16 protein-coding genes are annotated in these 19,126 nt (G+C 57.1%); 9 read left to right on the plus strand and 7 right to left on the minus strand.

Annotated elements, in window-relative coordinates; all coding sequences use genetic code 11:
• Positions 1 to 10: 10 nt before the first annotated feature.
• The 7 genes from P398_RS0106095 to P398_RS0106125 all read left to right on the plus strand — a co-directional run bounded on the left by P398_RS0106095 (position 11) and on the right by P398_RS0106125 (position 7,384).
• Positions 11 to 364, plus strand: a complete 354-nt coding sequence (locus P398_RS0106095; protein ID WP_029334464.1) for a hypothetical protein — start codon at positions 11 to 13, stop codon at positions 362 to 364.
• A complete protein-coding gene (locus tag P398_RS0106100; RefSeq protein WP_029334465.1) occupies positions 361 to 1,668 on the plus strand; it encodes a glycosyltransferase family 2 protein in 1,308 nt (435 codons plus the stop codon). The genes P398_RS0106095 and P398_RS0106100 overlap by 4 nt, the downstream gene beginning before the upstream one ends.
• A 145-nt stretch (positions 1,669 to 1,813) precedes the next feature.
• A complete protein-coding gene (locus P398_RS0106105; RefSeq protein ID WP_029334466.1) occupies positions 1,814 to 3,103 on the plus strand; it encodes a nucleotide sugar dehydrogenase in 1,290 nt (429 codons plus the stop codon).
• A 17-nt stretch (positions 3,104 to 3,120) separates the two neighbouring features.
• A complete protein-coding gene (locus P398_RS0106110) occupies positions 3,121 to 3,918 on the plus strand; it encodes an ABC transporter permease (protein ID WP_034798952.1) in 798 nt (265 codons plus the stop codon).
• A 13-nt stretch (positions 3,919 to 3,931) separates the two neighbouring features.
• Positions 3,932 to 4,789: a teichoic acids export ABC transporter ATP-binding subunit TagH gene (tagH, locus tag P398_RS0106115; protein WP_024370615.1), complete on the plus strand. Its 858-nt coding sequence runs from the start codon at positions 3,932 to 3,934 to the stop codon at positions 4,787 to 4,789.
• The gene (gene wecB, locus P398_RS0106120; RefSeq protein WP_029334468.1) at positions 4,786 to 5,895 is read left to right on the plus strand and encodes a non-hydrolyzing UDP-N-acetylglucosamine 2-epimerase; all 1,110 of its coding nucleotides are present in this window, start codon (positions 4,786 to 4,788) and stop codon (positions 5,893 to 5,895) included. Before tagH ends, wecB begins: the two co-directional genes overlap by 4 nt.
• A 58-nt stretch (positions 5,896 to 5,953) precedes the next feature.
• Positions 5,954 to 7,384, plus strand: a complete 1,431-nt coding sequence (locus tag P398_RS0106125) for an MBOAT family O-acyltransferase (protein ID WP_029334469.1) — start codon at positions 5,954 to 5,956, stop codon at positions 7,382 to 7,384.
• Between the two features lie 309 nt (positions 7,385 to 7,693).
• Here the strand turns inward: P398_RS0106125 and P398_RS0106130 are convergent, their stop codons facing one another.
• Positions 7,694 to 8,953: a DHHW family protein gene (locus P398_RS0106130; protein WP_029334470.1), complete on the minus strand. Its 1,260-nt coding sequence runs from the start codon at positions 8,951 to 8,953 to the stop codon at positions 7,694 to 7,696.
• A 121-nt stretch (positions 8,954 to 9,074) separates the two neighbouring features.
• Here P398_RS0106130 and P398_RS0106135 point away from each other — a divergent pair, with 121 nt between their 5' ends.
• Positions 9,075 to 9,575, plus strand: a complete 501-nt coding sequence (locus P398_RS0106135) for a YdcF family protein (protein ID WP_034798955.1) — start codon at positions 9,075 to 9,077, stop codon at positions 9,573 to 9,575.
• A 24-nt stretch (positions 9,576 to 9,599) separates the two neighbouring features.
• Here the strand turns inward: P398_RS0106135 and P398_RS0106140 are convergent, their stop codons facing one another.
• The 3 genes from P398_RS0106140 to P398_RS0106150 all read right to left on the minus strand — a co-directional run bounded on the left by P398_RS0106140 (position 9,600) and on the right by P398_RS0106150 (position 13,020).
• Positions 9,600 to 11,363 (minus strand): acyltransferase family protein, encoded by a 1,764-nt coding sequence (locus P398_RS0106140; RefSeq protein ID WP_029334472.1) that lies wholly within the window; start codon positions 11,361 to 11,363, stop codon positions 9,600 to 9,602.
• Positions 11,364 to 11,521: 158 nt separating this feature from the next.
• Positions 11,522 to 12,706, minus strand: coding sequence for a chromate efflux transporter (gene chrA / locus P398_RS0106145; RefSeq protein ID WP_029334473.1), 1,185 nt, complete (start codon positions 12,704 to 12,706; stop codon positions 11,522 to 11,524).
• A gap of 5 nt (positions 12,707 to 12,711) precedes the next feature.
• Positions 12,712 to 13,020 (minus strand): PadR family transcriptional regulator, encoded by a 309-nt coding sequence (locus P398_RS0106150; RefSeq protein ID WP_024370608.1) that lies wholly within the window; start codon positions 13,018 to 13,020, stop codon positions 12,712 to 12,714.
• Positions 13,021 to 13,224: 204 nt separating this feature from the next.
• Between P398_RS0106150 and P398_RS16360 the strand changes: the two genes are divergently transcribed.
• On the plus strand, positions 13,225 to 15,909 hold the full coding sequence (locus tag P398_RS16360) for an HD domain-containing phosphohydrolase (RefSeq protein WP_029334474.1): 2,685 nt from the start codon (positions 13,225 to 13,227) through the stop codon (positions 15,907 to 15,909).
• A gap of 38 nt (positions 15,910 to 15,947) precedes the next feature.
• On the opposite strand, the gene P398_RS0106160 is transcribed toward P398_RS16360, so the two are convergent.
• Genes P398_RS0106160 through P398_RS0106170 form a run of 3 tightly spaced genes read right to left on the minus strand, consistent with a single transcriptional unit; the run spans position 15,948 to position 19,115 of the window.
• The gene (locus P398_RS0106160) at positions 15,948 to 17,051 is read right to left on the minus strand and encodes an ABC transporter permease (protein WP_029334475.1); all 1,104 of its coding nucleotides are present in this window, start codon (positions 17,049 to 17,051) and stop codon (positions 15,948 to 15,950) included.
• Positions 17,038 to 18,177 (minus strand): ABC transporter permease, encoded by a 1,140-nt coding sequence (locus P398_RS0106165; protein WP_235263309.1) that lies wholly within the window; start codon positions 18,175 to 18,177, stop codon positions 17,038 to 17,040. The genes P398_RS0106160 and P398_RS0106165 overlap by 14 nt, the downstream gene beginning before the upstream one ends.
• 5 nt (positions 18,178 to 18,182) lie before the next feature.
• Positions 18,183 to 19,115 carry an ABC transporter ATP-binding protein gene (locus P398_RS0106170; RefSeq protein ID WP_029334477.1) on the minus strand — a complete coding sequence of 311 codons (933 nt, stop codon included), beginning with the start codon at positions 19,113 to 19,115 and terminating at the stop codon, positions 18,183 to 18,185.
• Between the last annotated feature and the right edge of the window lie 11 nt (positions 19,116 to 19,126).

Here is a 19,126-nt window from a genome sequence, read left to right on the forward strand (position 1 = left end):
GGAAATCGTCATGGACCGTCAACAAGTTGAGTATGTCGAACGTGAGAATGCATTTTTACGGGAACAGCTGCAAGCATTGACCGACCAAATCGAAGCGGTGAAACAAGACGTGCTCGAAGAGGGCGCGAAACATATCCGCGGTAAAGAAAACACGATCCAGAAGATGAAAGAGCTCGAGCGGGAAGTCCGGCAGGCGAAAGCGAACGCTGACAAGTGGCGAAAAGTTGCCGCGAGCGAGAAAGCGAAGCGGGAGACGGTCGAGACCGAACTCAAACGGATCCAACAGATCGTGGAGCGCGCGAAAGCGATCCCGGTCGCCGGCAAGCTCGTCGCCAAGATCGAACGGGAAGGGCAATCGTCATGAGCGGGTACGAGGAGCAGTTGGCAGCGGTCCAGGCCGAGAAGAAGGCGTGGACACGCAAGGTCGATGAACAGTTTCAACCGTTGCGCCTCCCGACTTTCTTAGAAGGTCCGACCGTGCGCGGCGTCAGCGTCATCGTCGCCTCGCACGACTCGGTGGAACTGCTGAAGGCGTGTCTCGCCTCGCTCGAACGTCAGACGCTTCAGCCGCTTCAGCCGTCGCTCGTCGAATGGGTGCTCGTCTTCAACGGGCCGAACCGACAAGCGCTCCATGATGCGAGCCTGTCTTACGGGAAAGACGTCACCGTCCATCGCCTGCTCGAAGAAGAGGCGAACGTCGGCATCGCCCGCAACCGCGGGCTCGACGCCGCGACCCGTCAATACGTGACGTTTTTGGACGAGGACGACACGCTGAGCGAATCGTACTTGGAAGCGCTGTTCGCACGGGCGCTCCCGGACCGCATCGTCATCGCCGACATTCAAGATCGCGACCCGGAAGGCAAACCGCTCACGTCACCGCTCCATCGCGAGTTTTTACGTCTCGCCGGTCAGGACTGGGCGTATGAGCAGATGTCACAGCTGTTGACGTTGAACGCCTGTAAGCTCGTCCCGACCGTCTACGCGAAACGCACGGCGTACGAGCCGAGCTTAAAGAGCGGGGAAGACGTCGTCTACTTCTCGACGTTGTTCGCCACGTTCACACCGCGCGTCGAGCTACTCGCGCCGGACACCGAGGCGATCTATTATCGGCAAGTGCGGGAACAGTCCGTCTCGAGGCAGGCGCAGAGCCACGACTTCTCGGTCCGCCAACGGATGGCGGTCATCGAGGCGCTGAATGCGTTGCTCGACCAGGCGGACGAGTCGACGCGGCGGTTGATCGAACGGAAAATCGACGCCCAGACGTCGATGATGAGTTTGTATTACCGGGACGCGGCGGACGAGCGGGCGACGATTCGCGACCTCGTCGCCGAAGCCGGACTGTCGTACTTCTCATACAGCGTGTTGAACCAGCACGCCGCATCGAGCGGTGTCGTCATCGGCGACAAGCTCGAACGAGCGGATGCGCTCATCGCGACGTATCCGGACACGGCCGTCATCCGTGTCTACTTATTGAACCCGTACACGCGCGCCAAATTAAAAGAAGTCGTGACCGATGATCAGTTCCGTCGCTTGACGTTCGCAAACGTTTCCGTCTCGAATTGGTCATTATTGCCTGAAGTTTGCTATAGTGTAGGGGATGTGCGTGCGGCAGCGCTCAGTACGGAGTATCTACTCGGTACGAACGTACGAGCGGTTCGCCCGGTATAATCCCGTTTTGTCATGAAAATGTAATTGCTTAATAAATCGTATCAGGAGTATAATGGGTTTGATTTTTGGTAAAATCCTAAACAATATGAAATGTTAAGTAATATTCAGTGACACCTGTCACTAATCTATGGAGGTAAGCTCAACTATGAAAGTATGTACGATCGGATTAGGATATATTGGACTCCCAACGTCAGCGGTCTTCGCCCAATACGGCGTCGACGTCATCGGTGTGGACATTCATCAGTCAGTTGTCGATAAATTGAACCGTGGCGAAATCCACATCGAAGAGCCAGGCCTCGGAGACGTCGTCAAAGACGTCGTCGCGAAAGGCAAGTTCCACGCATCACTTGAACCAGAAAAAGCAGACGCGTTCATCATCGCCGTCCCGACACCAAACAACGATGACGAGCACAAATCGTGTGACCTCACGTACGTGCTTGAAGCGACGAAACGCGTCCTTCCATATGTCGAGAAAGGCAACGTCATCATCGTCGAGTCGACGATCGCACCACGTACGATGGACGACCATGTCAAGCCACTCGTCGAAGCGGCAGGCTTCACAGTCGGCGAAGACATCTTCCTCGTCCACTGCCCGGAGCGCGTGCTCCCAGGTCAGATCTTGCATGAGCTCGTGTACAACAACCGCATCGTCGGCGGGATCACGCCTGACTGCGCGGAAGCCGGTGCGAAAGTATACGGCACGTTCGTAAAAGGTGAGATCATCAAGACGGACGCGAAGACGGCTGAAATGTCGAAACTCATGGAGAACACGTTCCGTGACGTCAACATCGCCCTCGCGAACGAACTCGCGAAAGTATGTAACGCCCTCGACATCAACGTCCTCGACGTCATCGAGATGGCGAACAAACACCCGCGTGTCAACCTTCACAGCCCAGGACCAGGCGTCGGCGGACACTGCTTGGCAGTCGACCCGTACTTCATCGTGGCGAAACAACCTGAGCTCGCGAAGATCATCAAGCTCTCACGCGACACGAACGTATCGATGCCGGCTTACGTCGTCGAGAACGTGAAAAAGCTTGTTTCAGACCAGCCTGAGGCGAAAATCGCGGCATTCGGCGTGACATACAAAGGAAACGTCGACGACATGCGTGAAAGCCCAGCCGTCGAGATCATCGAGTTGATGCTCGAACAAGGCATGAACGTCGCCGTCCACGATCCACACGTCGAAGTCTCTTCGTCGAAACACTTCGACCTCGTGTCGAAAGAAGAAGCGATCAAAGATGCGGACATCGTCCTCGTCCTCGTTGACCACAACGAGTTCAAAGCGCTCGACTTCAACGAGTTGAACGCAGCAATGCGCCGTCCGATGATCTTTGACACACGTAACATCGTGAAGGCCGATGACAGCGACCTTGCGGTTGTCAACTACGGAAACTTGTACGAATACGTCAACGGGAAAGTGACGTTGGCCTAATCCGTTAGGTGCCCGCTATGATCAAAGCCTCGAAACAAGTATTCATCGAACTATGGGAGAGTCTCTATTTAATATTGAGACTCTCTCTATATGAAACGAAAAGTCGCTATTCGATGCAGTACTTCGGATACTTGTGGGAAATCATAACGCCGATCATTCAGATCGCGATTTATTGGCTCGTCTTCGGGTTCGGTCTTCGTGCGGGTCGAGACGTTGGTGATGTTCCGTTCCTTCCATGGCTCGTCTCAGGAATCGTGCCATGGTTCTTCTTTGGACCGGCCATCGTCAGTGGTTCTCGATCCGTTTTTTCGAAGATCGCACTCGTCTCGAAGATGAGTTTCCCGATCAGCACGATCCCGGCGTACGTCATCTTGTCGGAACTGTACCGACACGTGGCGATGGTCGCGATCGCGTTCATCTTAATGATGGCGTTTGGCATCAGTGAAGGCTGGAACTTGTTGTTCTTGCCATACCTGCTCCTCAGTGCGCTCGCGTTCTTATACGCGTTCTCGCTGTTGACGTCGGCACTGGCCACGATAATCCGCGACTTTCAAAATTTGCTGTCACAAATTATTCGGATGATGCTTTATTTACTCCCTATCTTCTGGCAACCGACTGGAAAGCTCGAAACGATTCTCATGATTAACCCGCTCTACTATTTGGTGGAAGGGTACCGGTCGATGTTCCTCGGAACCGACTGGCTCATGCAGAACTTGGGCTACGGCCTCTATTTCTGGGGCTTCACGCTCGTGACGTTCTTGATCGGGTCGGCGATTCACGTCCGTTTCCGTCGCTACTTCATTGACTATATTTAAGGAGCGGTGACGTATGAGCTACCAAGTAAAGTTCGAAAACGTATCAAAACGGTACACGCTGTACCGGAAGCAAAGTGATAAACTGAAAGAAGTGTTGTTCAACCGGGCGAACGGGAAGCAGTTCTATGCGCTCCGCAACGTCACGTTCGAAGTCCCGCCCGGCGAAGTCGTCGGCATCCTCGGGATCAACGGCTCCGGCAAGTCGACGATGTCGAACTTGTTATCGGACGTCATCCCGCCGACCCACGGCAAGATCGAGCTGCGCGGCAAACCGTCGCTCATCGCGATCTCGTCAGGGCTGAACGGCAACTTGACGGGCATGGAGAACATCGAGTTGAAATGTCTCATGCTCGGGATGGACAAGCATCAAATCAAGGCGATCACCCCGGAGATCATCGAGTTCGCCGACATCGGCGACTTTATCGATCAGCCGGTCAAGACGTACTCGAGCGGGATGAAGTCGCGACTCGGCTTCGCCATCTCGATCAACATCGACCCGGACATCCTCGTCATCGATGAGGCGCTCTCGGTCGGGGACCAAACGTTCACCGACCGCTGTCTCGTCAAGATGAACGAGTTCAAAGACGAGGGCAAGACGATCTTCTTCATCAGCCACTCGGTGTCACAAGTCCGGCAGTTCTGTACGCAGGCGATCTGGCTCGAATACGGCGAGATCCGTGAGTACGGACCGGTCGACGAGGTCGCCGACGAGTATATGAAGTTCTTAAAATGGTTCCGCACGCTCGATTCGAAGCGCCAATCCGAGTTCAAGCAACAGAAGATGGCGCAGCGGACGACGATTGTCGACCAAAACGACGTCGGCGAGACGATCATCTTGCCGCGAAAACCCCTTAAAGGAGAATCTGTATGATTAAAGTTATGACCGTGTTCGGTACACGTCCTGAAGCAATCAAAATGGCTCCGCTCGTATTGGAGCTCAAACAACGTGAAGGGATCGAACCGATCGTCGTTGTCACAGCCCAACATCGGGAGATGCTCGACCAAGTTCTCCAGCTCTTCAAGATCACTCCAGACTATGACCTCGACGTCATGAAGAAGAACCAAACGCTCTTCGACGTGACGACGCGCGTCCTTCACGGGCTCGATGAAGTCATGAAAGAAGCGAAACCGGACATCGTTCTCGTCCATGGGGACACGACGACGACGTTCGCCGCGTCACTCGCCGCGTTCTACAACCAGATCGCGATCGGTCACGTCGAGGCGGGCCTTCGTACGTACAACAAGTACTCGCCGTACCCGGAAGAGATGAACCGTCAATTGACAGGTGTCATGGCGGACCTTCACTTCGCACCGACCGAGACGTCAGCTGAAAACTTGCTTCGCGAGAACAAGACGGAAGCAGACATCTTCGTCACGGGCAATACGGCGATCGACGCACTCAAGACGACCGTCCAAGACGGCTACGACAACGAGTTGTTGAACAAGATCACGGCAGAAGGCAAGCGTCTCGTCTTGCTCACGGCCCATCGCCGCGAGAACCTCGGCGAGCCGATGCGCAACATGTTCCGTGCCGTGCGCCGCTTGATCGAGAAGTATGACGATATCGAAGTCGTCTATCCGGTCCACATGAACCCGATTGTTCGGGAACTTGCCGGTGAAATTTTGAACGACCTCGACCGCGTCCACTTGATTGAGCCGCTCGACGTGTTCGATTTCCACAACTATGCGTCACGCTCACACCTCATCTTGACGGATTCGGGTGGCGTGCAAGAAGAAGCCCCATCGCTCGGCGTACCGGTCCTTGTCCTTCGTGACACGACGGAACGTCCGGAAGGTGTGGCGGCTGGCACGCTCAAGCTCGCCGGTGTCGAGGAAGAAGTCATCTTCGGCCTCGCCGATGAGTTGTTGTCAGACGCTTCGGCGCACCAATCGATGGCGAAAGCGTCTAACCCATACGGGGACGGGGAGGCGTCACGCCGCATCGTCGACGCAATCGTCGAACGCTTCACGCGTTGATGGCTTTAGACTGTCCCTCGGGGCAGTCTTTTTATTTTTCTAAGAGAGGAGGAACGTCATGCTCTTCAGTTCGACGATCTTTTTGTTTTGGTTTTTACCGATTGTCTTAATCCTTTATTATGTCTCGCCGCGCTTCTTGAAGAACACGGTGCTGCTCGTCGCGAGTCTCCTGTTCTACGCATGGGGCGAACCGATCTACACGGCGGTCATGCTCGCCTCGATCGTCATGAACTATGCGTTCGGCTTGCTCGTCGACAATAACCGTGACAATAAGAAGAAAGCGAAGTGGCTCGTCGCCGGCATGGTCGCCGGGAACGTCTTGCTCTTGTCCGTCTTCAAGTACACGAGCTTCATCATCGAGAACGTCAACGCCATCACCGGGCTCGAGCTGACTGACCCGAAAATCCCGCTTCCGATTGGGGTGTCGTTCTTCACGTTCCAAGCGATGAGTTACGTCATCGACGTGTACCGGAAAGACGGGAAAGTGCAGCGCAACCCGCTCGACCTCGCGCTCTATATCTCACTCTTCCCGCAGTTGATCGCTGGGCCGATCGTCCGCTATCAGACGGTCGCCGATGAGATTAACGACCGGAAAGAGACGATGGACGACTTCGCGAGCGGGATTCAGCGGTTCGTCATCGGGCTCGCGAAGAAAATGCTCCTCGCGAACAACGCCGGCTACGTCGCCGATCAAATCTTCTCGCAAAACGCGGGGGAGATGTCGATGGGACTCGCCTGGATTGGGATTATCGCGTACTCGCTTCAAATCTACTTTGATTTCTCCGGGTATTCCGACATGGCCATCGGGCTAGGGCGGATGTTTGGTTTCCACTTCCTCGAGAACTTCAACTATCCGTACATCTCGAGGTCGGTGTCCGAGTTTTGGCGGCGCTGGCACATCTCGCTCGGCAGTTGGTTCCGCGACTACGTCTACATCCCGCTCGGCGGGAACCGTGGCAGTGCGTGGAAGCTGTACCGTAACCTCGCCATCGTCTGGATTTTGACCGGCGTGTGGCACGGGGCGAGCTGGACGTTCATCGCCTGGGGTGCGTATTACGGGCTCTTCATCATGCTCGAGCGTGCGTTCCTCGGGGCGTGGCTCAAAGCGCTCCCGGCCCCGCTCGCGCATGCGTTCACGTTGTTCGTCGTCATCATCGGTTGGGTATTCTTCCGAGCGGACGACTTCCCGTACGCCCTCTCATACTTGTCGGCCATGTTCAATTTGAACGGGGCGCCGGTATGGGATAGCGAGGCGATGTTCTACTTCGTGCAGTACGGGGTCATCTTGGCCATCGCGATGATCGCGGCGACGCCGCTCCCGAAACTGTTCGGTGAGAAAGTGCTGCGCCTCGAACAGGACAGCAAGAAGCTGTGGGTCAACTATATGGCCGGCTTCATGCGGCTCGGCTTCATGGCGACGATCTTCATCTTCGCCGTGTCGTACATCGTCGCGAGCAGTTTCAACCCGTTCATTTATTTCCGGTTCTAAACAGAGAGAGCACTGTCCGCGATAGACGCGCCAGTGCTCTTTTTCTTTTCTCTTCGTTGCTTCACGTATTCAGTTGTTCATCCTTCTGGCGCCTTCGCTTTCCTAGGGCGAGCAGGGAGCCGCATCGCAACTTCGTTGCTGCTGGGTCTCCCTATGCTCGCTAATCCCTCAGGAGTCTCCGGCGCCACCGGATGAGCGACACGACATGTCCCACTGGAAGGGGATCTATGCGTAGACCGTCAGCGCCTCGAAGTCATTAGACAAAAAAAGACGAGCCTATTCGCAAACAGCGAATGGATTCGTCGAAATTCAATCATTCAATTTCTCATGGTAGAGCGGCACGAACTCGCCAAGGTTGACGTTATGGATGAACAAGACGACGTCGATGTCGTTTTGTTTCACGTACGTCTCGATTGACGACTCGTCGAAGTGACGGATGTCGATGACCGACAGATGACCGAAATGCTCCGGTAACAACGTCAGCATCGGGTTCGCATATGAGTCTTTCAAAACGAGCGCGCGCGTGTCATTTTTCGGTGACTCCTGATCCATCGTGATGAGCGGCCAATTGCGGTGGAGGAAGAGCGAGTACATCTCGGTGTACGTCTCCTCCGACTTGAGCGGCTTCTTGTTGATCAAGTTGCCACCGCACGTCTCGGAGCGGTTGTAGCAAATGTTGTTCGGCGTGTAGCCGGCTTTTGGCTCCATCCACTCGAACGTATCACCGTCTTTGACGTATTGGAGCGTCGTGCTGCGGGCGTATGATCCGTAATATGGACGCTCGTGTGTCTTCGTCCGCAGTTCGCCAAGTTTGAGCGGCTCACCGACGCCTTGGTGGTCGTCCGCAATCTGCTTCACCGTCTGCGCATAGGCGAGATAGGCACCGTGGATGTTCCAATGGTAGTCCGTCTTATAGAAGACGTCACTCAACGTGTCGGCCGTATTCAACGGTTTGCGGTAGTCCATGACCGTCAGCCCATCGACGGTCGCGAGGCCGTCCCGGACGTCTTTGAAGATCTTGGGCGCATCGTTGCCCATATAGTCCGGCATGTTCGGTCCGACGTCGACCATCGACGCCTTGTTCGGTGCGAGCCCGAAATAGACGTCGACGCCGGACTGTTGCATCGACTGTGTGAACGTCGACAAGTCGTCGAGCAACGTCGCCGTGTCGACTCCTTCTTTCATCGGAGATTCCATCGTCCCGTCGGCCGAGACGTAAATACCGTTCTTCACCGTCTGGAGGAACAAGTCTTTCGATAAGAACGCATGGAGGCTGATCCAGCTGTCGCGGTTGACGACGTGGTCGGTCACGTACGCCTCGACGCTCTTCATGTAAGCACCGGACATGACGTTTTCGACCGAGAGCTCGACCGGCGGACCGGCGAGCTTACGGTTCTCCATGTCGGACACTTCGCGTTTCTCTGACGTGAGCGTCAAGTAGGCCCCGCCGATCAAGAAGGCGAAAAAGCCGAGAATCAACAGGCTATGGAGGACGATCGTCGTCCCTTTATGTCGCGTCTCGCGCCGTTGCCGCATGCGGTCATCGGGCGCTCGGTTTACGTTTTGCATCATCGGTACTCCTTCGATTTAAATTAATCCGATACCCATTCTACCATATATTTGCTTTAGCTACTGTAACAAAGACGTATCAGTCGAATGATATAATCATTCGTAAAGGCAGGTGCAGACGATGAAACGACAACCAGACGGCACGTATCGATACGTCCTCATCCTCGGGGCGAAAGTGAACGGGATCAAGCCATCGAAAGCACTCCGGCATCGGATCGAGGTGGCGGCAGCTTACGCGACGCGTTTCCCGCACGTCGAGCTGATCGCGACAGGCGGACAAGGGCCGGACGAAGGGATGGCCGAGGCGCTCGTCATCAAGCGGGAACTCATCGCCCGCGGTGTCAGCGAGGAGCGAATTCACGTTGAGGCCGCCTCGACGTCGACGTATGAGAACTTTCTCCTTAGCCGCGTGATTTGGGATGGGGAACCGGGGCTCACCGTCGTGACGAACGATTTCCACGTCCGCCGGGCCCGGCTCGTCGCACGTCTCTACTTCGGGCTGAAGACGGACGCGCTTTATGCGTTGACACCGGCTTCGGTCAAGCCGAAATACGTTATCCGCGAACAGCTCGCCTACATCAAGCTGTTCCTCAACTACATGCGCTGGAAGTGGCGCCCATGAAAAAATGACCTAGCAGCCGCTAGGTCATTTGTCGTTCATACAGCCGATCTCGTCTTCGAGCATCCGACCGAACGCCTCGGCGCCATCGATCGTCAAATGGACACCGTCGCCTTCGAAATAGTCGCCTTTGCCGGCGGACGCCGCGTGCCAATCGAGCAGCGAGACGTTGTCGCGCTGTTCGCTCGCGCGGGCGAGCTTATCGTTCACTTCCTGCTCCCACGGACGCGGGACGCGCGTATTGATCAAGTAGACGTGGTCGGCGCCCGCGAACTGGTCGAGGAGCGTCTCGAGTTGTTCCGTCTTGAAGGCGCCGTTCGTCCCGAGATGGAGGAAGACGACGTGTCCGGACGTGTTATACGCCCCGTGCTTGGCGGCGACGTCTTGGGCGTCCCGTACTTGGCGGCCGAGCTCGGCGTCGATTTCGAGGTTCGGGAACGCATTTCCGAGGTATTCGTTTAACCCGAGAAGTACCGAATCGCCGATGGCGAGCGCCGGCGGACACGAGTCGATCGGCCGCTCGGCTTCTGTTTCTTCAGGCGGTGGTTCTGGTGCCGGATTCGGTTTGACGACCGGGATCTCTTCAGTCCGCTCGTTCGTCCCGCTGAACGCGAGAATCGTCAAGTTGCCGATGAGGACGAGCGAGAGGGCGGTCGCGACGCTGACGGCAGCGATCCGTCCGGGCGACATGACGGGACGAAACGATTGAAGCACCCCTTTGAAACCGTGACGGCGCACCGGAGTCTCGATCCAGCGATACGACAGCTCGGCGATGACGAGCGTCAATGCGACTTGGGCGAGCGCGCGGAACAGTTCGAACGTGCCGATTTGCTCGATCGGTGTCGTCAAGATGATGACCGGATAGTGCCATAAATAGATACCGTACGTCCTGGTCCCGATCAAGCGCAGCCACTCGCTGCCAAACAGACGGGACCAGACGGTCGACGGGTGAGCCGTCGCGGCGATCAAGACGGCTGATGCCAACGCGACGAGCAAGAACCCGCCGTAGTAGAGGAACGTGCCATACGCGCTCGCACGCGTCATGACGATGAGGAGCGTCGCGAACGCCACTGCGCCCCCGATGTTCAAGATACGCCGGCCGACGTCCGGCATGTCGTGCTTGAACGCGTCCGGCCGCCAGCCGAAGGCGAGGACGGCTCCGATGAGGAGGGCGAACAGACGCGTGTCCGTCCCGTAATACACCCGGCTCGGATCGACGCCTGGTGTGAAGCTGACCGCCATCCAGAGCGCCGAGGCGAACAACGTCACGCCGACGACTTGAAGGAAACGACGCTTCGACTTCAAACCGAAAAGGAGAAGGAGCGGCCAGACGAGGTAGAACTGTTCCTCGATCGACAGCGACCATAAGTTTTGGAGCGGTGACGGCTTGCCGAAGCTCTCAAAGTACGACACGTCGTGGAAGACGTACCACCAGTTGTTCACGTAGACGAGCGCGGCGAGCGTGTCTTGCCGCACCGTATTGAGCAGATCCGGTTCGAACAGCCAAACGACCGTCATGACAACGGCAAGCATGAAGACGAGCGCCGGCAACAGACGGCGGAACCGGGCGACGTAGAACTTCTTCAAGTCGAGCCGTCCTTTGACCGCCCATTTGCGCAACAGGATGCCGGTGATCAAGTAACCGGACAAGACGAAGAAGACGTCGACCCCGAGAAAGCCGGCGGTGATGTATGGTGTGTTCAAATGAAACAAGATGACGGCCAGGACGGCGAACGTGCGCAGTCCGTCGAGGCCTGGCATATATGTGTGTGAGTGGCGCAACGGTTGCATGCTCCCACTTCCTTTCGTACGTTTCCCTATTGTTTAAAGAAAGATATCTTTTAGTATAGCGAGACGTGCCCTAGAAAAAGTTTCAAAGGATTAACATTTTTCTAAAAGAAGTGGAGAAAAACAGGGAATCAAAAAAGGACCTTGAAAGGTCCCATTCGTTACAGCATCCCGATAATCGTCCCGCCGATGACACCCGCGATGACGAGCGCCCACGGCGGCAGTTTCCAATAGGCGATCATGACGAACAAGAGAGCGGCGAAGACGAAGTCGACGACGCCGTTCACTGTGCTTGTGAAGATCGGTTGATAGAACGCTGCAATCAAAATCCCGACGACGGCCGCGTTCACCCCGATGAGGGCACCGCCGACTTTCGGATTGCGACGGAGCGCGTTCCAGAACGGGAGCGCCCCGAGGATCAAGAGGAACGCCGGTAAGAAAATCGCGAACGTCGCGAGCAGTCCACCCGGTACACCATTGATGACGGTCCCGAGGTACGACGCGAACGTGAACAACGGTCCCGGTACGGCCTGGGCCGCCCCGTAACCGGCAAGGAACGCCTCTTCGCTCAAGAAGCCGGCTGGGACGAGTTCGCGCTCAAGGAGCGGCAAGACGACGTGACCACCGCCGAAGACGAGCGCGCCGGCCCGGTAAAAGCTGTCGAAGAGGGCGATCGATTGGCTCTCGATCGTCTCGCGCAAGATCGGCAAGATGACGAGGAGCGCACCGAACAGGCTGAGCAGTACCGCACCGAGACGTTTCGACAACGGGAACGTCGCCGATTTGACGTCCAAGTTCTGTGGCTTGAACATCAAGAATCCGGCCACGGCGGCAAGCAAGATGACGAGCACTTGGCTATACGCCGTCTGGACGAGCAGGGCGCCGGAAAGGGCGAAAAAGGCGATCGTCCGTGTCTTCGCGTCCGGTGTCAGTTTGCCAGCCATGCCGAGGATGGCGTGGGCGACGATGGCGACGGCGACGACTTTCAAGCCGTACAACCAGCCGGCATCCGACACGTCAAGCCCTGATAGTAATAGGGCGAACAAGATGAGCGCGATGACCGACGGGGCGGTGAAGCCGATGAACGAGGTGATGCCGCCGAGGATTCCGCCCCGGACGATGCCGATGCCGATCCCGACTTGACTGCTTGCCGGTCCCGGCAAGAACTGGCAAAGGGCGACGAGGTCGGCGTACGCCTTCTCATCGATCCATTTCCGCCGTCTGACGTATTCCTCGTGGAAATAGCCGAGGTGGGCGATCGGTCCGCCGAACGACGTCAAACCGAGCCGGGTCGAGACGAACAAAATCTCAAGTAACGTCTTTAGCGTCACGCGTTGTTTTTCCATGTGTTTCACTCCTTGATTTCTTTAAATAGTTCGTACGCTTTTTGACGGGCTTCCGCCAAGACGACGAGACCTTTGTCGGTCGTCGTGTAGTTTTTGCGGATATGGCCGTCGACGTTCTCGTTTGAACGTACCAATAGCCCGTCCTTCTCCATCCCGTGCAAAATCGGGTAGAGCGTGCCCGCACTGATGGTGTAGCCGTGTTCCCGGAGCTCTTCGACCATCCAAGCCCCGTACACCGGGTGTTCCGACGCATGGTGCAAGATGTGGATATGGATGAAGCCGAGGAACAGTTTCCTAAGGATGCGGTCTTCCATCATCATCAACTCCTTGAAATCGAATTCCGATATCGGATATCGATGTCATTTTAACAATTGAATCGATTCGAGGCAACGGCTGGAGTGCATATTTACATAAACTTAATGTGCGCATATTCGCATGAATCAATTCGGAAAATATAGGGAATTTATCGAAAATGAGGTAAACTGAGTAGTAGATATGACTATGTAGGAGGGAATGACGTGACAGAACGCGACCAGACGCAATACCAATCCTTGTTGCGCCATATGCCCCAAGGCTACGTCGAGTTCAAAGTCGTTTATGACGAGACCGGCGAACCGGTCGACTATGAGTTTTTCGAAGTGAACGCTGCCTTCGAGAAGATCATGAAAGCGAAACGCGAGCAGTTCCTCGGCGGCCGCATCACCGACAAACTGAAAGACTTCGAATACAGCGAGCGGGAATGGATCGTCCAAGTCGCCCGGGCGGTGAGCAGCGGTGAGGCCATCACGTTCGAGCATTTCTCGCGCCGCAACAAAGCGTGGTATGAGCTGTCCGTCTTCAGTGAGCGGCCCGGCTACGTGTCGACGCTCTTCAACGATATCACCCCCCACGTGCAAGAGAACAACGCGCTCAAACAGCTCGTCAACGTCTCGCATCGTTTCGTCGCGACGGGGCGGGACTTGCTCATCAACCAACACTTCCTCGACCAGATCCGCGACTTCACAGGTGCGAAGGCGGTGACGCTCAACTTGATGAACGAGGACGGTGCGTCGTACTCGACGGTCGCCTTGTCCGGCATCGACGAATTGCTCGAGCGGAGCCTCGACGTGCTCGGTTTCCACCCGGTCGGGAAGAAGTGGCCGATGACGGAGAAGCGGCGCGAATTGCTCGAAGCGGAAAGCCCGCTCGTCTTTGACGAGATCGGGCCGCTCATCGACGGGGCGCTCCCGAAGCGGCTCGTCAAAAACATTTTACGCATCTTTGACCTCGGTCAAGTCGTCCTTTTCAAAATCGAGAAGGACGGTGTGTTTTACGGTGACTTGACGATTGTCATGCAAGGACAAAAACGGGCGAGCCGGCTCGGCCTCGTCGAGCTATATATCGTCCACATCCTCGAACAGATGACGAAAGCTGATCAGCAAGTCGGCGAGGCGAAAGACTCGATGTTCGAAGGGTTCGCCACGGTCGACCTCGAGTGTATCATGTCGCTCCATAAACGCGACATCCTTCACTTGAACAAACCGTGGGAGCGCGTGCTCGGCTTCCCGCTCGAAGAACTCGAGAACATGGACTTCATCGGGCTCGTCCACCCCGACGACGTCGAGAAGACGGAACACGCCTTCGCCGAGCTCGACACGGCGCGCGAACTGTACCGGTTCGTCAACCGTTACCGGACGGTGGATGGCGATTACCGCTCGATCGAGTGGCATTGCAAAGTACAAGGCAGTTACATCTATGCCGTCGCCAAAGACGTGACCGAGCGGGTCCAGCTCGAGGAAGAGCTGGCCGAGCGGGACCGTCTGTTGACGAAGCTGTCCGATCAAGTGCCGGGTGCGATCTACCAGTTCGAGCGCCGGCCGGACGGGTCGTTCAGCTTCCCGTTCTTTAGCCGCGGGTTCGAGGTGTTGACCGGTGTCACGCCTGAACAGGTCGATCAAGACGCAGGCCTCGTCTTCACGAAAATCCATCCCGACGATTATCCGAACGTCATGGCGACGATCGACGAGTCGTACCGCAACTTGACGATTTGGGACGCCGAGTTCCGCGTCATCATGCCGGACGGGCGAACGACTTGGATTTTAGGCTCGTCCCGCCCGGAAAAACTTGCGGACGGACACGTGCTTTGGCACGGCTATATCGGGGACGTGACCGAGAAGAAGAAGTACGAGATGGAAATCGAATATTTGAGTTATCACGACCAGTTGACCGGTGTGAAAAACCGGCGCTACTTCGATGAGGCGCTCATCACGTACGACGACCCGGCGTATTACCCGCTCGCGCTCATCGTCGTCGACGTCAACGGTTTGAAGCTGACGAACGACGCGTTCGGCCACCTCGTCGGGGACCGGTTGTTGATCGAGGCGACGAACATTTTGAAACGAGAGATCCGCGGCAAAGATACCGTCGCGCGCATCGGTGGCGACGAGTTCGTCCTGATTTTGCCGCAGACGTCACCGCGCGAGGCGAAACAATTGTCGGACCGGTTGAACCGGCTGTTCCATGAGCGGTCGATCGAAGGGTTGCCGATCTCGGCCTCGTTCGGGGAAGCCGTGAAGATCGATGAGACGATGTCGATCGTGGAAGTGTACAATTTGGCGGAAGACCGGATGTATCATCATAAAGTGTCCGAGAAACAGAGCCGCCGTCATCACTCGATCCAGCTCATCATGCGGACGCTTTACGAGAAGATCCCGCGTGAAGAGGCGCACTCCGAGCGGGTCGCCGCACTCGCCGGGAAGCTCGGCGAGGCGATGGGCTTCACGAGCTCGGAAGTGAGCGAGTTGAAGACGGCCGCCGTCTTGCACGACATCGGCAAAGTTGCCATCAGCAACGAGATTCTCGACAAGACGGGACCGCTCTCTGAGGCCGAATGGCGCGAAATCAAGAGGCACCCGGAAGTGAGTTACAATATTTTGAGCACCGTGCCCGAATACGGGGTGCTCTCGGAGATCGTGCTCGCGCATCATGAGCGTTGGGACGGGAAAGGCTACCCGAAAGGGGTGAAGGCGTACGACATCCCGCTCGCCTCGCGCATCATCTCGATCGCCGACACGTTCGACGTCATGGTGACCGGCCGCCCGTACCGTCAGGCGAAGACGATCGACGAGGCGCTCAAAGTCATCCGCGAAGAAGCGGGCAAACAGTTCGACCCGATGCTCGTCGACGTGTTCTTCGAGAAAGTCGTGCCGACGCTGCAACAATGAAAAACGAGACGCCCCGAACTTGGGGGCGTCTCGTTTTGTCATGTCGTGAGCGGCTTTTTTTTCAAGAACAGGACGGTGACCGCAAAGAGGACGCCGGTCATCGCGACGAGGACAGCGAGCGACAAGAGCGGGAACTTGCCGGCGTACATGTCGGCGACGCCCGCATTGAACCAATACGTCGGAAGCAGCCGGCCGACGACTTTGAGGGAATCGGGGAGCCACGCGAGCGCGATGAAGGCTCCCCCGGTGATTGCGGCCGCCATCGTCACGGAGATTTGCCAAATGTTCGCCTTCTCCCGGTTCGACGCGGCGACCGCGATGAGCGCCCCGATCGCGAGACAACTGCCCAAGTAGGCGATGAACAAGAGCGACAGGACAGGCAAATGTTCGATGATGTCGTCCGCATAGAGGACGGCGCTGAAAGCGAGGAGCATGAGCACATAAAACAAACCGACCGCGAAGAATGATAAGGCGAGCGAGCCGACGTACCGGCGCGGCGTGATCGGAGCGGCGAACAGACGTGAATAAATCGACTCGTCCCGGTCGTCGGCGACGAACAACGGGATGAACTGGAGGAACGCCGACATCATGACGAACGACAACAAGCCGAGGAACGCTTGCGTCCGGGCGGTCGTCGTGACGCTCTCTTGAAACGGTTCGCTCGAGACGGTATAGCCTCGTTCCGTTTCTCGGTCGGCGAGCGTTTGAAAACCGGTCTCGTCATACCCGCTCGCGATGAGGAGTTGACGTTCCCGCGACAAGTGCGCGTTCAACGCCTGTTCGATGAGGGCGGCGTCACTCCCTTCTGTCGCGGAGAACGACAGCCGGGGCGTCTCGCCTTGTAACATCGACTCGGTGAAACGTTCCGGGATGACGAGGACGATGTCTTGCCCTTCTAAGAACGTGTCTTCTTCGGCGGTCGTCTCGAGCCGTGTCACCGGGCCGAACCGTTCGGCTTCAGCGATGAGCCGTTCGGCGATGATCCCGCCGTCCCGGTCGAGGATACCGATCGAGGCGCTGAGCGTCGACGTCGAGTTGAAGAATGACAAGACGAGGGCGAAGCCGAACATCGCCACGAACGTGAACACCCACAGCCCTTTCTTCCGGAGCATCCGCTTGGCGACATGTCTAAACAGCACCACGGCGCGTCACCCCTTTCCAGAGCAAGAGACTGAGTGCGATAAGGACGAGGACGTGAAGCGAGAGCCAGCCGAGGCTTTGCCAAAACAAGGACACGTCACCGCCGCGCAGCAAAATCGCCAACAGGCCGTCCCGCATGAAGATTGGCATGAAGACGTAGCGGGCCCACGGCGCGTACGCGAGCGTCACTTGGTCGAAGCCCGGGACGTAACCGCCCGAGAGGATCATGATGATGGCGACGAAACCGTTGACGATCGCGTCTTTCGTCGAGTAGGCGAGACGCGGCAAGCTCGAGATGAAGAAGCCGAACGCCGTGCCGTACAAGGCGAGCGCGAACCAGCCGACGAGGAGCAACTCGAGTCGCGCGTAGTCGAGCGAGAAGCTCCGATAGACGAAGTGGCTGAACCAGAACACGAGCACGAGCTGAAGGAAGATGAGCGTGTACCGGCTCACCGTGCGGGCGAGCCGATAGTCGATCAACCGCACCGGGGCGGCTTGGATGCGGAGATAGCTCCCGCGCATCGGTCGCTCTTCGTTCAACATCCCCGTGATATAGAAAGCCCCGAACAGCGCCGTCATGATGGAAATCGTGACGGTGAAGTATTCGAGCGATGTCGGGGTGCGGCCGGATAAGTCGATACTCGTGCTGTCGAGGAACGCGGTGCTCTCGAACGGAGCGGAGACGCCCGCTTCGGCGAGCACGATCTGTTGGTTGGCGATGGCCGTGTATTGCGTGAGCACCGCCTCGAGGACGTCGAACTCGACCGTCGTCGGTTCCTCGTATAAGAGCGTGACGTCCGCACCATCGAGCTGGAGGATGACGTCGGCGTCCCCGTCGTTCACGGCCTGTTCAGCCTCGGCGACCGAGTCGTACCGGTTTAGCGTGAGAAAGGCGCTCAACTCATCCGACGTGAGGAACGATTCGAGCGGGGCCCGATATTCCTCGGTCGACGTCTCGACGTAGGCGACGTCCGTGACCGGGAGAGAGAACTCGGTGCTGAAGATGGCCGACAGCATCGTCCCGAGTCCGAAGATGAGGACGATCGGGAAGAGGAGCATCCAAAAGAGCGTCGACCGGTCACGGAGCTGTTGTTTGACATCGTATTTGATGAACGTCCATGTCTTCATCGTCATCACTCCCGGAGCGTCTTGCCGGTCAAGGCGAGGAAGACGGTGTTCAACGACGGCCGGTCGACGGTGATCGAGGTGAAGCGGACGTGTTCCGCATGGAGCGCATCGAGCAGCGGGGCGAGCGGGGTGTCTTTCTCGAGCGACACCTCGAGGAACGGTTCATGGTACTCGACCTTCCGCACCCGTTCGAGCGACTCGAGCTTCGCGAGGAGGCCCGGTGTGAGCGCGTCGACTTTGATCCGTGCCGTCTCGAGCGTCATGACGCGGTCTTTCAACTCATCTTGCGTCCCTTCGGCGATGATCTTCCCTTCGTCGACGATGGCGACACGGTCACAGAGGAGCTCGACTTCCTCCATGTAGTGGGACGTATAGATGATCGTCGCCCCGCGCCGGTTCAGCTCGCGGATGTTCTCGAGAATCGTGTTCCGCGACTGCGGGTCGATGGCGACGGTCGGTTCGTCCATGAAGATGAGTTCGGGCTCATGGACGATGCCACAGGCGATGTTGAGACGACGAAGGAGCCCCCCGGACAGTTCCGGCGGACGTTTCTTCTGGTGGCTGCTCAGTTCGACGAAGTCGAGGGCGGCCGCGGTTTTGCGCTTCGCCTCGTCGGGCTTGAACCCGTACAGTTCGGCGAAAAACTGGATGTTCTCGAACACGGTGAGTTGATCGTAGACGGAGACGTGCTGCGGGACGATGCCGACACGCTGTTTGATGGCGAGCTCGTCTTTTGGCATCACTCGGTCAAAGATGCGAATGGAGCCGCTGTCGGCCGGATACAAGTTGAGCATGACGGAGATGGCGGTCGTCTTGCCGGCGCCGTTCGGACCGAGCAGGCCGAACAACGCCCCTTCTTCGACGTGGAGGGAAAAGTCGTCCAAGGCGACCGTTTCCCCGAACCGCTTCGTGACGTGATCGAGTGCGATGATGGACACGATAACGCAAC

Source organism: Exiguobacterium aurantiacum DSM 6208 (assembly GCF_000702585.1).
In the GTDB taxonomy this organism is placed as follows: Bacteria; Bacillota; Bacilli; order Exiguobacteriales; family Exiguobacteriaceae; genus Exiguobacterium; species Exiguobacterium aurantiacum.